Annotated in this window: 13 protein-coding genes; 8 read left to right on the forward strand and 5 right to left on the reverse strand. The window is 53.8% G+C overall.

Annotated elements, in window-relative coordinates; all coding sequences use genetic code 11:
* Window positions 1-166 precede the first annotated feature (166 nt).
* From ACE1BR_RS00135 to ACE1BR_RS00155, 5 genes are all read left to right on the forward strand, one after another.
* The gene (locus ACE1BR_RS00135; protein ID WP_374866493.1) at window positions 167-1,105 is read left to right on the forward strand and encodes a DUF2157 domain-containing protein; all 939 of its coding nucleotides are present in this window, start codon (window positions 167-169) and stop codon (window positions 1,103-1,105) included.
* A complete protein-coding gene (locus tag ACE1BR_RS00140; RefSeq protein WP_374866495.1) occupies window positions 1,098-2,102 on the forward strand; it encodes a DUF4401 domain-containing protein in 1,005 nt (334 codons plus the stop codon). Before ACE1BR_RS00135 ends, ACE1BR_RS00140 begins: the two co-directional genes overlap by 8 nt.
* On the forward strand, window positions 2,099-2,629 hold the full coding sequence (locus tag ACE1BR_RS00145) for a GDYXXLXY domain-containing protein (protein WP_374866497.1): 531 nt from the start codon (window positions 2,099-2,101) through the stop codon (window positions 2,627-2,629). The genes ACE1BR_RS00140 and ACE1BR_RS00145 overlap by 4 nt, the downstream gene beginning before the upstream one ends.
* Before the next feature lie 71 nt (window positions 2,630-2,700).
* Window positions 2,701-3,447, forward strand: coding sequence for a substrate-binding periplasmic protein (locus tag ACE1BR_RS00150; protein WP_374866499.1), 747 nt, complete (start codon window positions 2,701-2,703; stop codon window positions 3,445-3,447).
* Between the two features lie 140 nt (window positions 3,448-3,587).
* A complete protein-coding gene (locus ACE1BR_RS00155) occupies window positions 3,588-4,343 on the forward strand; it encodes a substrate-binding periplasmic protein (RefSeq protein WP_374866500.1) in 756 nt (251 codons plus the stop codon).
* Between the two features lie 70 nt (window positions 4,344-4,413).
* Here the strand turns inward: ACE1BR_RS00155 and ACE1BR_RS00160 are convergent, their stop codons facing one another.
* Entirely contained in the window at window positions 4,414-5,769 is a 1,356-nt protein-coding gene (locus tag ACE1BR_RS00160; protein WP_374866502.1) for an 8-oxoguanine deaminase, read from the reverse strand.
* 521 nt (window positions 5,770-6,290) lie between these two features.
* Here ACE1BR_RS00160 and ACE1BR_RS00165 point away from each other — a divergent pair.
* Window positions 6,291-6,848: a hypothetical protein gene (locus tag ACE1BR_RS00165; protein WP_374866504.1), complete on the forward strand. Its 558-nt coding sequence runs from the start codon at window positions 6,291-6,293 to the stop codon at window positions 6,846-6,848.
* A 134-nt stretch (window positions 6,849-6,982) separates the two neighbouring features.
* Here ACE1BR_RS00165 and ACE1BR_RS00170 read toward each other — a convergent pair whose 3' ends face one another.
* From ACE1BR_RS00170 to ACE1BR_RS00180, 3 genes are all read right to left on the reverse strand, one after another.
* Window positions 6,983-8,104, reverse strand: coding sequence for an ABC transporter substrate-binding protein (locus ACE1BR_RS00170; protein WP_374866506.1), 1,122 nt, complete (start codon window positions 8,102-8,104; stop codon window positions 6,983-6,985).
* Window positions 8,105-8,297: 193 nt separating this feature from the next.
* The gene (locus tag ACE1BR_RS00175) at window positions 8,298-8,450 is read right to left on the reverse strand and encodes a hypothetical protein (RefSeq protein WP_374866508.1); all 153 of its coding nucleotides are present in this window, start codon (window positions 8,448-8,450) and stop codon (window positions 8,298-8,300) included.
* A 79-nt stretch (window positions 8,451-8,529) separates the two neighbouring features.
* Window positions 8,530-9,234 (reverse strand): hypothetical protein, encoded by a 705-nt coding sequence (locus tag ACE1BR_RS00180; RefSeq protein WP_374866510.1) that lies wholly within the window; start codon window positions 9,232-9,234, stop codon window positions 8,530-8,532.
* A gap of 1,091 nt (window positions 9,235-10,325) precedes the next feature.
* On the opposite strand from ACE1BR_RS00180, the gene ACE1BR_RS00185 reads away from it, so the two are divergent.
* Together ACE1BR_RS00185 and ACE1BR_RS00190 are read left to right on the forward strand one after the other, a co-directional pair.
* Window positions 10,326-12,575: an AAA family ATPase gene (locus tag ACE1BR_RS00185; protein ID WP_374866512.1), complete on the forward strand. Its 2,250-nt coding sequence runs from the start codon at window positions 10,326-10,328 to the stop codon at window positions 12,573-12,575.
* Between the two features lie 45 nt (window positions 12,576-12,620).
* Window positions 12,621-13,028, forward strand: a complete 408-nt coding sequence (locus tag ACE1BR_RS00190; protein WP_374866514.1) for an ATP-binding domain-containing protein — start codon at window positions 12,621-12,623, stop codon at window positions 13,026-13,028.
* Window positions 13,029-13,586: 558 nt separating this feature from the next.
* Here ACE1BR_RS00190 and cysS read toward each other — a convergent pair.
* A complete protein-coding gene (gene cysS / locus ACE1BR_RS00195; RefSeq protein WP_374866516.1) occupies window positions 13,587-14,963 on the reverse strand; it encodes a cysteine--tRNA ligase in 1,377 nt (458 codons plus the stop codon).
* Window positions 14,964-15,077: the final 114 nt, after the last annotated feature.

Genomic DNA, 15,077 nt, shown 5'->3' on the forward strand with positions numbered 1-15,077 from the left:
CTGCGGAGGGCTTTTTTGTCTGCCGTGCCACAGGATAAAACTCACGATGCGCTCTGCCTGCTTGGCTGCGCTGATCGCTGTCGCAGCACAGGGCCAGCACGAAAAGGGGCAGTGCACGGGAGGGGGGATGCCATGCCATAATGGGGCAAACCTCGTGGAGCCACCCATGCACAACGTATCAAGAGAGACGCTACTCGAATGGGTCAAACAGGGACGACTGGCACCAGATCAACTCGCCGCCGCTCGAGCCCTCGCTGATCTCCCGCCCGCCCCGGTTCGCTGGCAATGGCTGTTTGATCGGCTATTGCTCTGGCTCGGCGCCCTCTGCATCGGGGCCGGGCTGATCTTTTTCGTCGCCTTCAACTGGCACGATCTGGGGCGCCTCTCCCGCCTCGCCCTGCTGGAGGCCCTGCTGCTCGCCATGCTGCTTCTGCTGTGGCGCAAGCCCCTTGGCGATACGCCGCGCCAGGCGCTGCTCTTTGCCATCGCCCTCAATATCGGCGCCCTGCTGGCGCTGGTGGGTCAGACCTACCAAACCGGCGCCGATCCCTGGCAACTGTTCGCCACCTGGACGCTGATGCTGCTGCCGCTGGCCGCATTTGGACAGAGCACCTTGCTCTGGACCTTGAGCTGGCTGCTCGGCCAGCTGGCGCTGGTGCTCTACTGGCGCCTTGGCCTCATCGCCCTCTTTTTTACCTTCGATAAAGAGGGGCTGGGTTGGTGCCTGACCCTGTTCAACGCCATCCTCTGGGGCCTGCTCCTGCTGGCACCGGCTCGCTGGCGATTAATGCCCGGCTGGCTGGCTGGCCTGGCTGCGGGTCTGGGCGCCACCCTGCTCGCCCTGCTGGCGCTATTCGATGCCGCCTCCCCGCTGGTGTGGCCACTCTGGCTGGGCTGGCTGGCGGCAGCCTATCTCCTCTGGCACCACCGATTTATCGCCGGACTCGCCATGGGATGTCTGAGTCTGATTGCGGTGATCCTCGCGGCGCTGGGCAAGTGGATGAAACCCGATATCAACGGCTTTTTGCTGCTCAGCCTCATCGCCATCGGCCTCTCGGTGATGGCCGCCCGCTGGCTGCAACAACAACGGAGGTCTCATGAGTGATCTGACGCTCTGGCAAGCGCTGCAACAGGCCAATCTGGTGGAAGGAGAGTTGCCCCAGGATAACCAACCCCACTGGTCGAGCCGCTTTTTACTCGGGCTGGTCGGCTGGATCGCCGCCCTGTTCCTGCTCTTCTTTCTCTTTATGACCTTTGAGCAGCTGACCCGCGAAGCCAACAGTGCCCTGCTGCTGGGGGCGGTACTGTTGGGCGTGGCTTACGCCATCAATCGCAGCCAGCGCGGCGATCTCTGGGATCAGTTCGTGCTGGCGCTCGTGCTGGCAGCCGATGCCTGGCTGCTCTACGGATTGCTCGATCAACTGGATATCCATCATGCCCTGCTCTGGTTCGGTCTCAGCCTGCTGTCACTGACCATTGCAGTGCTGTTCGATCACTGGCTGGTGCGTCTGTTTCACAGCGTGGCGGCCGCCCTGTTGCTCACGCTGGGGCTCGCCTGCCTCGGGTTGCAACTGCTGGCCCTGCCGCTGGTGATGGCCGCCATCACCTTTTGTTGGCTTCGCGCCGACCATGACCCCGCCCGCCACCAGCTCTACCACGCCATCACCCTGGGGCTCGCCCTCTCCCTGCTGGTGCTGGGTCGCCTGCACCAGCCGCTGTGGGAAGGTGGCAGCAGCGTACTCGACGAGCTTGGCACCTCGCGCCTGCCACTCTGGCTCAATCCGCTGCTCTGCGCCGCCTTGCTGCTGGCGGTGATGGTGAAACTGAAACTCCCCCTGCTGTTTGGTCTGCCGCTGGTGCTGATCAGCGCCGTCATTCCAGGGATGGGGGCTGGTGCGCTGGTGCTTATCCTCGGTTTTTACGCCGGTAGCCTTGGTCTGATGTCGCTGTCGATCCTGCTGCTGCTCGGCTACGGCGCCCTCTACTACTACGATTTGGGGCTCACCCTGATGACCAAATCCTGGCTGCTGTTGGGCTCCGGCATGCTGTTGCTGGGCACCCGTCAACTGCTTAAAACCTTCGCGGCAAGGAGCGATGCATGAGACCCGCAACCCGACAATTCGCCCTGTTGCTGAGCGGCCTTGCCATTCTGGCGGGCATCAACCTGACTGTCTGGCGTTTCGAGCGCGCCATGGCCAGCGGCGAGGTGGTGCTGCTCAAACTCGCGCCAGTCGATCCCCGTTCGCTGATGCAGGGGGATTACATGCGGCTTAACTACGACATCGCCCGCCAGTTGACTGGCCGCCCAGGCGATGACCAACACGCCAGCGAACAGGGCTATGACGAAGCAACCCTGGTGATCCGCCTCGACCAGCATCAGGTGGCCAACTGGGTGGCAGATGGCCAGCCGGATCAGCTGGCGGCCGACGAGCGGCTATTGCAGGTGCGCCAGAGCGATCGCCAGTGGCTGATCGGCCCCGATGCCTTTTTCTTTGAGGAGGGACAAGGGGAGTCCCTGAACGCCGCCCGCTATGGCGAGTTCCGCCTGCAAGCCGATGGTAAAGCCCTGCTGGTCGGGCTGCGCGATGAGAATTATCAGCCAATAGGACAATCCAGATCACGTTGGTGAAGGGGCAAAGTGGCGAGTTGACTGTCGAGTCGCCACACTCAATGCAGGGTTGATCGCTAAGGAAGTTCCCCATGAGGATATGGCTGATCTGTCATCTGTTACTGCTCTCCTGGGCTGCGACAGCCCAGGCTGACCTCGGCAAGCTCGAATACCTGACCGAAGAGTATCCCCCCTACAACTACAGCGATGCACAGGGCCAGCCTACCGGCCTTGCGGTCGAGCTGTTGCAGATGGTGTGGAAAAACAGCGGGGTGGAACCACAACCGATCCGCATCCTGCCGTGGGCCCGCGGCTACTACCTGCTGACCCAGAAACCCAACGTGGTGCTCTTCTCCACCGCTCGTACCCAGGCGCGGGAAGATCTCTTCAAGTGGGTCTGCCCCATCGGCTACTCGGAGTACATCCTGCTGGGCCGCAAGGCACAGAACATCACCCTCAGCGCGGTGGATCAGATGAGCAAATACCGGATCAGTGCGGTGCGCTCCGATGCAGCCGAGCAACTGCTGCTCAACAATGGCATGGATGACAACCAGATCATTTCCGCCAATCGCCTCAATCAGGCGGTGAAAATGCTGGTTTCGGGCCGTGCCGACCTGCTCGCCACCGGCAAACTGGCCGGTTATGACGCCATCCGCGAGCTCAAGATGAAACCGGAAGAGTTCAATGTCGCCATGGTACTCAGTGCCGAGCAGCTCTGCTTCGCCTTCAGTCGCCAGGTGGATGATGGCGAAATCAACCGCTTCCAGCATGCCCTGACCAGCGCCCTCGCCTCACAGGAATTTTTGAAGCTGCAGGCCAAATACCTGCCTGTGCCCTGAACCCTGCATCGTGCAGTCAAAGACCACGGGATGCCATTGGCATCCCGTGGTCTTTTGGCAAACATGCGGTGCCAGCTTGGCGAAACCGGTCAGCTTGGTCACACTTGTGCATGAGTCCCCCCGTGAGCAGGATGAAAAAAATGAAACCATGGATTGGAGTGGCTGCGCTTCTGGTTGCCACCGCGGCCCAAGCCAGCCCCGAGCTGGCCAAACTTCACTACCTGAGTGAAGATTACAAACCCTATAACTACCTTGATGATTCAGACAATCCGACCGGCTTTGCCGTCGATCTGCTGAAACTGGTATGGCAAAAGACCAACACCCCGGAACAGCCCATCACTATCATGCCCTGGGCCCGTGGCTACTATCTGCTGACCCAAAAGCCCAATGCGGTACTCTTCTCCACCGCTCGCACCCAGGCGCGTGACCCTCTGTTCAAGTGGGCCTGTCCCATCGGCTATGCCGAAATCGTGCTGGTAGGGATGGCCGACCACAAGATCAACATCACCAAGCTCGATGATGCCAAGACGTTCAATATCGGTGCGGTGCGGGCTGACGTGGGCGAGCAACTGCTGCTCAACAACGGCTTTGACGAAACCAAGATCATCGCCGCCAACCGGCTGGCACAGGCGCTCAAGATGCTCACCTCCGGTCGGGTGGACATGGTCTCCACCAACAAGACCACCATGGAACAGCAGATCCAGGAGCAAAAACTCGACCCCGCCAAATTCAAGGAGCAGTGGCAGCTGAGCTCGGAGCAGTTCTGTTACGCCTTCAGTCATCCGGTGAGCGACGAGCTGGTCAAAGAGTTCCAGAACGGCTTGACCCAGGTGTTGGCGGGCAGCGAATACCCGCAGCTGCACAACAAATATTTTCCGGCCCCCGCCGCCAAATAGCGGCACGGCCGCTCCCCCCAAACAAGGAGGGGCCCGCGATGGGCCCCTTCTCTTACCGTACAGTTATCCCCTACCCCTTCACCAGCGCCGCGGCAGCGACTTTGTGGTGAGCTATAAGCTGCTCGATATCCAGCCCCTCGATGGTGCCATCCACCACTTTCCACTTGCCGCCCACCATCACCCGATCTGCCCGCTCGGCGCCGCACAAGATCAGGGCTGCAACGGGATCGTGACTGCCGCTAAAGCGCAAATCATCGAGCTTGAACAGCGCCAGATCCGCCTGCTTGCCGGGCAGCAGATCGCCAAGATCGCCGCGCCCCAGCAACTTGGCTGAACCACGGGTTGCCCACTCCAGCACCTTGCGCGGGGTGATGCGCTCGGCGCCGTAGCGCAGCCGCTGCAGATAGAGCGCCTGACGCGCCTCCTGCATCAGGTTCGAGGCATCGTTGGAGGCCGAGCCATCCACCCCCAATCCAACCGGTGCTCCGGCCGCCTCCAGATCCAGCGTTGGGCAGATACCGGAGGCGAGCCGCATATTGGAGACCGGACAGTGGCACACCCCGGTGCCCGCCGCCCCCAGCCGCGCAATCTCGTCCGGATTGAAGTGAATGCCGTGGGCCAGCCAGGTGCGATCGCCGAGCCAGCCCACTTTTTCGAGATAATCGACGGTGCGCAGACCAAAGCGCTCGAGGCAGAAGGCCTCCTCATCGAGGGTCTCCGCCAGATGGGTGTGCAGCCGCACATCGAGCTCGGCCGCCAGCTTGGCGCTCTCCACCATGATCTCCTCGGTGACCGAGAAGGGGGAACAAGGGGCCAGCGCAATCTGGATCTGTGCCCCGGCACCGCGCTGGTGATATTGACGCACCAAACGCAGACTGTCGTCGAGGATCTGTTGCTGCCCCTGCACCGTGTGGCGCGGCGGCAAACCGCCTTCATCCTCGCCCAGGCTCATCGAGCCACGGGTCAGCATGGCGCGCATGCCGAGGCTACGCACCGTCTCGACCTGAATATCGATAGACTCCTCCATCCCGCGCGGGAAGAGGTAGTGGTGATCCGCAGCCGTAGTGCAACCGGAGAGCAACAGCTCCGCCATCGCCACCTTGCTGGCCAGCGCCAACGCATCAGGCGTCAATCTGGCCCACACCGGATAGAGGGTCTTGAGCCAGGGGAAGAGCGGCTGATTGACCACTGGTCCCCAGGCGCGGGTCAGGGTCTGGTAGAAGTGATGGTGGGTATTGATAAGACCCGGCAGCACTACATGGTCACGGGCATCGAACACCTGATCGCACGGCCGGGCAGGCTGCTGGCCCACTGCCAGCACTTCGCTGATCAGACCGTTTTCAATCACCAACCCGCCACGGCCATCGACCGTTTCGGGGGTAAAGGTGGCAAGGGGGTTTTTAATCCAGATACGGGTAGCGGACATGGCCGACTCCTCCATCAGTAACACATAGGGGTGAGCCAGCTCAGTTATACCCTGTCTGCTGATCCAGAGGCGGCGGCCAACGACCGTGGCGAGCCCAGTTTACCCAGCCAGCGCCAAAAGTCTGTGATCTTCGTTTCAAATCAATGTGATAGCGACAGATTGTGCAATGAGACAATCCGCACAAGGTGGGTGCCACACTCAATCAGCAACTCATAGCCGCCGGTGCCTGCGCGCAAAACCACAGGTTTCTGATCGTTGCGTGATGACCGCCATAGTTAAGCGCTTAATGAATCCGTAATATGTCTGACGGTGCCTGTTGGCCCCTTTTTCCAGACCATTTTTCCCAAATCATGGCCAACAGGGCAATGTCGCATCGACCAGCAAACCGGCCCCTCTGCTTGGCGGAGAGTCATCGGCTGATGGGCAGCCTGACTGGCATGGCTGGCCCAGTTTGCCAAGAAATTGATATTCAATATGTCGCAACACATTTATCGGCAATAACCATAGGGTGACAATCTGTCATGGCTCACGAAATAGATAAAACCAGAGAACTGCTCACTGACATTTGGGATAGTGATTATTACCTCATTGCCGCAGGCGAACAGGCACCGACCAAAAATGAGGTGATGGATTTTGCCAAAAAGTATGGCGTCACTTTTCCTGACGATTATATCGTGCATGCTACGGGAGACTTGGGCGGCTTCTTTATAGAGGTCAAAGAATCATTATGGCCCTATCCAGAAGGACTCGCGGTGGCCCCATTCTGGGAATTTTTACGGGGTGTCTATTCTTATGCTTATAGTGACGAAGTCCCTGAATGGATGAACATATCGATCGCAGCGGAATACTTCAAAGAGTTGGGACATCAGGTTGTTCCTGTTTTCAAAATATGGGCTGATCCTGATGTGTATTGTTATGATCAAGAAGGACAGCTACTGCAATACATTTATGAAGAGAATTCTTTTGTCAGTATAGATAAAGGCTGGTTTGCACTGATTGAGGAAGAGCTTAAAGAGCTGGCTGAAAGAAAAAACCGCAAGCTCAATAAAAGCCCACAAGCCAATCCCTCTGAAGAATAGCTAGCCGCGCGATAGCACTGTATTACTGACATCATTGCTGACATCGGCGGTAAATAATGTGGCATGCAACAATACATGACAAACACCGGAGGCATCAGGCAGCCAAGCTGCCTGATGCCACACCCCATTAAACATTAAAATCCCTGGCGCAAAATGGCCTCAATGCTGAAATCATACTTTTTCAGCGACGGATTAAGTTCTTTGGAAAACCGAGTGAAATCAATCTTTTGCCAGTTTTCATCACCAAAAACAGAGAGGTATTGATCCACATTTTGCGCATCAATGACGCCAAAAAGACGTTGCCGGACTTGTACCCCTTCATCGGCAAAATCTTTGCCATGATGATAGTCATAGAGCAATACCAGACTCCACGCCCCCAACATAAAATGACCACCAATACTGGCGGACATTTTCCCTTTGGTGACCTGTTCCAGCGCCTCTTTTTTCCAGTTGATGCCCCCGACAAAAATATCTTTGCCCGGGGTTTTGCCATTAGCAAGCAAGCCATTCATTGCGGCCAACGCCATCTCATCGTTGGCGACCCAGAGTGCACCCAATTCCGGATATCGCTTTGCCAATTTAATCGCAATGCCCTGTGCGCGTTGCTCATCCCATTGGCCAGGCACAACCTGCTTTAATTCCACATTGGGATATTCGGCAACAGCCTGTTCCAAACCAGCCACTCGCTGCACGCTGGCGGGGGTCACAAAATCGCCGGAAATCGCCGCCAGATGCAATTTTCCATCACTGGCAGTCACACCGGCATCGAGCGCCTGATTAATCAACTCTTTCGCTAACTGATAGCCCGCAAACTGGTTATCCGGGGTGAGTTCGCCGATCCAGTGCTTATATTTCTCGCGCGGTTTGCCAAATAGTGCGGTTTGCTCTTCATTCAAGCCATTGGCCATCAAAAAGACTTTCACACCAGCGGCATCCGCTTCGCGGATCATCGTGCCGCCCTGCATTTTAAAGTTATCGACAATGAGATAATCCGGCGGATTGGCACGATGGACTACCTCTTTGACCATCTTCACCATCTTCAGGTGATCCATCTCTGCATAGAGCACTTCGACATCGATCTGCAGATCGTCTGCCGCAGCTTGCATCAAGGCATCGACCTTGGGCCAAAAAAAGCCCTCTTTCTGGCAACAGCTGACAAAAGTCACATGAATTTTTTCTTCGGCCATGGCCGTAGAAGGGACAATCCAGCCAATCACCGACAACATCATTACAATGATCAGCACAGCTCGTTTCATTACTGCATTTCCTCAATAAACAGATATTTGTTTGGGTACGATGCCATGCAACATGTGGCGCACTTGCCGCATCCACTCCCTCACCAGACATAGCATGAGTGTAGTGGTTGCATTACCCCGGTTTTTCTAAACACCCTGCAGTTGAAAAATAAACTGCGTTGCAAACGCGACCTGTACCCCTTCAGACCAGCCGTCACCCAGCGAATGGGTAACGCACGGCTTGATGGGCGGCAACATCACGTTGGTCGAACTCAAACAAATCCTTGTTATTGCTAAAACCGATCTGCCAGCGCGGCTGGCGGTATCCCGTCATGGTGTTGAGATGGGCCCCGCCAATCGTGGTCATCTATCGGCTCAAAACGGCTGCTGCGCTTTTTCCCCGCACAATACACCCGTTGCAGACACTGCACGAGTAGGCTGACCAACTATTTGTTGGCCAGCGCCTTGCACCGCTCGGCGCCTGCGGCGGGATAGGTGGCAAGGGTATCGTAGAGGGCCGCGCGCAAGCTGCCGGATTGGCAAAAATCGCAGCTGCCGCCCGCATCGATATCGGTGATGCGGGCACCTTGCGCCCCCTCAACGACCCGATAGATGCTGGTATAGCGGAAGGTGCCACCGACATCATTGAGCGCGGTGCCCGGCTCACCATAGATGAAGCGCACCTTGACCTCGCTGCGATCCCGGCTGCCCGCCACGGCGCGGGCCGAGAGGATCTCCGACCCCAGCGGACGCTCCCAGGCGTTGGGCAGGAAGGGGTTGCCCTCGACAAAGGGCGGCTTCTCGTCGGGATTGTCGCGGGTCGCCATTTCCCGCACCGCCGAGGTGGCATTGAGCAGGCAGATCAGTTCGTCCGACACGATAGCGGGCAGTGCGCCCCCTAGTTTGGCCTGATAGATGCCGCTCGGCTCGACCTGACGCTCCCAGTCGAGAAACTGGGCCACCTTGGCCCTGGCACTGGCCGTTACATCGACCGCGCTTTTGTTGGCCGAGTTGGCAGCATTGGCCGAGTTAACCGCCCGAGTCGCAACCTGAGTAACCGCTGGCGTGGCTGCGTGATTGACAACGTCGGTCGCGGCATAAGCCGGAGCGATCAGAGCAAGAGCCAGCAAAGGCCCATAGTGCGCATTCATGGCGCCATCTTCCTTCAGTGTGTGGCTTGTGTGGGCAGCTTGCGCAGTGACCGCCATCCAGGAAGCAAAGCGCGCAGCGGAAGGCTGCGCGTCAGGTTCGGATGGCAAGCAATGCCCTGTGGCCCACAGGTAAAGCGAGGCCGACAAGCTTATCTGATCCCTCTGCGGTTTTCTATCGGTCGCACAGGGAGCCCACCCTCGTTACCACACCCGTTACGGCCACTGCGCCAAGGCGGCACACGCCGACCCGACAGGGTGGCTGGCACGCACCGAAGCGCACGCTTGAGTCAGGCAGGCGACGACAGATTGACCACTCATTGACAAAAATGTGTTCTGGCGCAAAAAAACCTCTGATTTCTGGGAGTTACGTGATGGCCGCCATAGTTAAGCGCTCTATGAATCCGTAAGATATTCAGCGGCGGCTGTTGGCCCCTGCTCGTGATCAATGGTCAACGGCGCAATCTGGTAGCGACAATCAGGGGCGGTAGCGATTTTGGCGGCGTCCAGTCGGACTCCCGCCCCTGCGCCAAGGTGCGAGGATTGCACCCTCGACGGGTCTTCCCGTCAGCCCTCGTGGCAATGCCCATGCCCCCTATGCGGGTGCGATGCTTGGGGCAATGTATAAGGTCGGATCGGGTCGAGTAGGGTCTATTAGCGCAGCCTAATCGTCCACGCTAACCATCCCCTCTCCCCTTGCAGGAGAGGGTTAGAGTGAGGGGTCACCAACCTCATTGGCATGACTTCGCCAGCAGGGTCGGTAGGGTCGATTAGCGGCAGCGCATTGCACCGCAGTAACAGCCCCCGCCTATTCGGAGCACAGATCGGACAGGTTGTTATCTCACAGCCACCCCCTCGCCCACCCCATGGCGAGATTATATTGTCTCACCTGTGCAACAGATACCCTCAGCATGGTTGCATAGGTGAAAAAATCATGGTGAGTACCACGGCAAGCGGCAAACATCCCTATAGGTGAATGGCTTTATATTGAATGGCCGATAGTGAGTATTTCACCGTAATAACACCTTATTTCTCGAACGTCCGATTACGCTTCGCTAATCGAATCTACAGCTCTAACAAGGAGTGTTTTTAGCATGACTACCGTTCGCGAACAAATAACCAGCACAAACCAAGCTATATGCACTAATATTGACCTACTTGCAGAGCAAAGAGGGCTTTTATCACAAAATATACTATCTCAATTACGAAATTTAATTGAGGGAGTAGCAGTAGGATTACACAAAAAGTCACTAGACACCCAGTTTAATTATGACAGTATTACCCCTGCCCTAGACTTTATTAAAAGCCAAGGAAAGTTAAATTTTCTTAGTAAATTTCATAAACTTATTCAAAAGGTTGCATCCCACTATACACTAGATAATGATAACTCAGAGCGTTTAATGATCAAATATTATGAATATCTTCATAAAACGAGACATATCATCAACGCTAGCTTAGGAATTAACACCTTAACAAATCTAGAAAAATTCCCAATCAATCTTGATCCCTCACTACGTGAGTATCATGATAAAATAGCGGAAAGAATCCATTTTAAACCCGTAAATGAAAATATAAAACTCATATCTGGACGTTATTACATTCATAAAATAGTACCATTTTTTTGTAATGGTATTATCCTTTATGAAGTTACATTTTATAGAGCCATTAACAGAGCAAATAAATCCGAGAGAATTATTGCTTTTACAGAACTAGAACTTTCCGATTATCACGCGGTAATGTTGAAATTGCAGCGTGACTCAATAAATGTAATTGATCAAACAATGCCAATAACCATCATTAGGCATTGGGAAGTATCTATTAGACCATGTGAAATTAATAATTTCTCAGCTATTTTTGGTATAAATTTACATGTCAAACCCAACTCTGATGAATACAAACTCTTAATGAATACTCTAACAAGTAGGGGTGATAGCTTACTTGATATTGTAACTCTGCCAGATAACGTTTATACCACAATAAAAAACATAGTTACTCAGAACACTCCAAACCCTCATATATTCAAAATATTGGATGTTTCGCGAGAAATAATAAAGTCTTCATCTGCCGGACATTGTGTCATTCGCTATCTGATGTTCCGCATGAACAACAATATAATAAAATTACAGTCGTACCGAGATAGATGCTATCGTTTATCTAACTTAAAACTTAAGTTTGGTTGTATCCCATTTGATGACATGCCATTTTGCTCCTCCCTTCCCGGACACAACCCTCGTTATTGGGATCTAGTTGAGAGTTTAGAGGCATCTGACAGAAAACATGAGTTTTTAGCAAGACAGGTCAGAAACAATGTAGAAAACAATGGAATTCTATATACCCCAGAAAGTGAATGCTCCATATTCGGAGATTTAGATGAATTAATAAAAGCACATAACAGAAAAGTTTATTTCAAACACCAAGAACGCCACATGGTACTTGATAAAAAGCATATATTTTTCAGAGGGTATGAAGATGACACAGTGTCAATAATTGATTTCCTTCAAAATAAAGCCGCTAATGGAATTGATGGTTATACGAAGTATGTCGAGGCATGGATCAATGAAGCACCTCGAGGAATAGATGATCCAATGAAGTCTGATGCACTCAAGAAACTATTTGAATTCTCATGTGTAGCTCTGATTTATGGTGCAGCAGGCACAGGTAAATCAACAATGTTAGATCATATCGCTCGTTGTTTTAATAGTAACGAAAAATTATTTCTAGCACACACCAACCCTGCAATAGATAACTTGCAGCGGAGAATAACAGCGCAAAACTCCGAATTTCGAACAATTAACAGTCAGATATCAAAAAGCAGAATTAACAAAGAGTATGACCTACTGATAATTGATGAGTGCAGCACGGTCAGTAACTCCGATTTTTTACAAGTTCTAGAAAAAACTTCTTTCAAGTTAATAGTATTAGTAGGTGACGTTTTTCAGATTGAGTCTATACAGTTCGGAAATTGGTTCGGAATTATTCGAAACTTTATAAATAACAGTTCAATATTTGAACTCACTACGCCATATAGAACACAAAACAAAGAATTACTATATTTTTGGGAAGAGGTCAGGAAAAATGAAGATGATATAGCAGAAGTAATAGCTAAAAATGGGTATTCAGCATTATTAAATAATTCTCTATTTGAGAAACAATCTGATGATGAAATCATCTTGTGCCTTAATTATGATGGTTTATATGGCATAAATAATGTTAACAGATTTCTTCAAAGCAGAAATATTAACGCAGCGCATATTTGGCAAGAGTATACCTATAAAGTAGGAGACCCTATATTATTTTCTGACACAGAGAGATTTCGTCCAGTAATTTTCAACAACCTAAAATGATGGATCGTAGGCATTGCTCAAGATCTTGGTTGGATTCAGTTTGATGTGAAACTAGATCGGTCACTAAGCGCATTTGATGTATTGAAAGTTAATGATCTTAAATGGGTTTCTGAGTCGACAGTCCGATTCAAAGTTTATGATTTCCCCAATAGCATTGATGATGACGACGATTCATTGAATACAACCGTTCCTTTTCAAGTAGCCTATGCTGTTTCAATCCACAAAGCCCAAGGACTGGAATACAACTCTGTGAAAATAGTAATTACTGACTCAAATGAAGATCACATTTCACACAATATATTTTATACTGCAATAACTAGAACAAGATGTAACCTTAAAATATTTTGGACGCCCGAAACACAACAAAAAATACTTAGTAAACTAAGCCATAAGACGAATACCAAAGATGTCTATTTACTTAATATTCGCCGCGATCTAGCTATCGTAAGTTGATTGAATCAGCATGATTTCGTCGTATTTCCTATAAGCGTATTTTATATTTCCCCCCCTGAACAGGGTCCTTATTTTTCAAACTATTCAACATTCCAACTTTAGACCTATTTTTATCAGCCCCTTGCACTGCTGATAAATGAAGCCACGGGCGGGCGCGGCATTGGTTCCCCCTGAAAACCGCCGAGTCGAGTTCAACGGGTCAGGAGCGCCATCAGGGATGATGGCGCAGCCGGAATAGGGCCAAATCGGATCAGGACGAGCACTGCTCGACCCCGATTTGGCGCGAGAACAAGGATGTTCGAAGCGGGCTTTGGCCGAAGCCATGGATGGCGTAGACCAAAGTACCGTCTGCGGCGTTCCGTCCGACCCGTTGGACGATATTCCGCTTGGGAATGACGTTAACCCCCTCACCCTTGCCCTCTCCCCCAATGGGCGAGGGGATCGGACCAAGAAATGCCGAGGCTTCACGGCAGGCCACAAACAAAAACCGCAGCCCTTGGGCTGCGGTTTTTTTATCGACTCAACCTGTTGCTGTTGGCTGCAACAGGGCAACGGGCCTTAGGCACGGCGCCAGCTGGTTTTGCCGGCGCTGTCTTCCAGCACGATGCCCATCTCGGTGAGACGGTTGCGGGCGGCGTCGGCGGCGGCCCAGTTCTTGTCGGCACGGGCCTGATTGCGCTGGGCGATCAGTTGCTCGATCTCGGCCACTTCGTCGTCAGCTTCGTCACCCTTCAAGAAGGCGTCCGGATCCTGCTGCAGGATGCCGAGCACGGCGCCCAGTTCGCGCAGTCGGGCACCGAGGCCAGCGGCAACGGTGATGTCTTCCGCTTTCTGGCGGTTGATCTCGCGCACCAGATCGAACAGGGCGGAGTAGGCTTCCGGAGTGTTGAAGTCGTCATCCATCGCCTCTTTGAAGCGAGCCACCTGCTCGTCGCCACCGGCAGCAGCGGCCAGCGGCAGATCGCGCAGGGCGGTGTACATGCGCTCCAGCGCGGCGCGAGCTTGCTTCAAGTTATCTTCCGAGTAGTTGAGCTGGCTGCGGTAGTGGCCAGACATCAGGAAGTAACGGACGGTTTCGGCGTCATAGTGGGCCAGCACGTCACGGATGGTGAAGAAGTTGCCAAGGGATTTGGACATCTTCTCTTTATCCACCATCACCATGCCGCTGTGCATCCAGGTGTTGACGTAGTCGCCACCGTGGGCGCAGCAGGACTGGGCGATCTCGTTCTCGTGGTGCGGGAACTGCAGATCGGAGCCGCCGCCGTGGATGTCGAAGTGGTTGCCAAGGTGCTTGGAGTTCATGGCGGAGCACTCGATGTGCCAGCCAGGACGGCCCGGGCCCCAGGGGCTTTCCCAGGTCGGTTCGCCCGGTTTGGACATCTTCCACAGCACGAAGTCGAGCGGGTTGCGCTTGGCTTCTACCACATCGACGCGGGCACCGGCTTGCAGCTGCTCCAGATCCTGCCCGGAGAGCTTGCCGTAGTCGGCATAGGATTCGACGATAAACATCACATCGCCGTTGTCCGCCACGTAGGCGTGCTCTTTCGCCAGCAGCGTTTGCACCAGCTCGATGATCTCTTCGATGTGCTGGGTGGCGCGCGGTTCGATATCCGGACGCAGCATGCCGAGGGCGTCGAAGTCGGCGTGCATGTCGCCGATCAGCCGTTCGGTGAGATCGTCACAGGTAACGCGGGTTTCCGCGGCACGCTTGATGATCTTGTCATCCACGTCGGTGATGTTGCGCACGTAGGTGAGATCGTAACCGGCGTAACGCAGGTAGCGAGCCACCACATCAAAGGCGACGAAGGTGCGGCCGTGGCCGATATGACAGTGATCGTAGATGGTGACGCCACACACATACATGCCCACCTTGCCCGGGTGGATAGGTTTGAATTCTTCTTTTTGACGAGTGAGTGTGTTGTATATCTTCAGCATCTTCTAACCACTGCCTGTGAGTAAAATGGTTGGTCATAATACCCCGTTCAGGGGCAGAAAACGAGGCGGAAAACGTGCTCAATCCCGCCTGCCATCACGGTTACAGCACCAGAT

The sequence above is a fragment of the Aeromonas sp. MdU4 genome (assembly GCF_041929505.1).
GTDB lineage: Bacteria > Pseudomonadota > Gammaproteobacteria > Enterobacterales > Aeromonadaceae > Aeromonas.

Coding starts and splice junctions, on each gene's coding strand:
- cysS (WP_374866516.1), bottom strand. CDS start 14,963: ATGCTGAAGATATACAACACACTCACTCGTCAAAAAGAAGAATTCAAA.
- ACE1BR_RS00170 (WP_374866506.1), bottom strand. CDS start 8,104: ATGAAACGAGCTGTGCTGATCATTGTAATGATGTTGTCGGTGATTGGC.
- ACE1BR_RS00140 (WP_374866495.1), top strand. CDS start 1,098: ATGAGTGATCTGACGCTCTGGCAAGCGCTGCAACAGGCCAATCTGGTG.
- ACE1BR_RS00135 (WP_374866493.1), top strand. CDS start 167: ATGCACAACGTATCAAGAGAGACGCTACTCGAATGGGTCAAACAGGGA.
- ACE1BR_RS00150 (WP_374866499.1), top strand. CDS start 2,701: ATGAGGATATGGCTGATCTGTCATCTGTTACTGCTCTCCTGGGCTGCG.
- ACE1BR_RS00180 (WP_374866510.1), bottom strand. CDS start 9,234: ATGAATGCGCACTATGGGCCTTTGCTGGCTCTTGCTCTGATCGCTCCG.
- ACE1BR_RS00175 (WP_374866508.1), bottom strand. CDS start 8,450: ATGACCACGATTGGCGGGGCCCATCTCAACACCATGACGGGATACCGC.
- ACE1BR_RS00185 (WP_374866512.1), top strand. CDS start 10,326: ATGACTACCGTTCGCGAACAAATAACCAGCACAAACCAAGCTATATGC.
- ACE1BR_RS00165 (WP_374866504.1), top strand. CDS start 6,291: ATGGCTCACGAAATAGATAAAACCAGAGAACTGCTCACTGACATTTGG.
- ACE1BR_RS00155 (WP_374866500.1), top strand. CDS start 3,588: ATGAAACCATGGATTGGAGTGGCTGCGCTTCTGGTTGCCACCGCGGCC.
- ACE1BR_RS00160 (WP_374866502.1), bottom strand. CDS start 5,769: ATGTCCGCTACCCGTATCTGGATTAAAAACCCCCTTGCCACCTTTACC.
- ACE1BR_RS00145 (WP_374866497.1), top strand. CDS start 2,099: ATGAGACCCGCAACCCGACAATTCGCCCTGTTGCTGAGCGGCCTTGCC.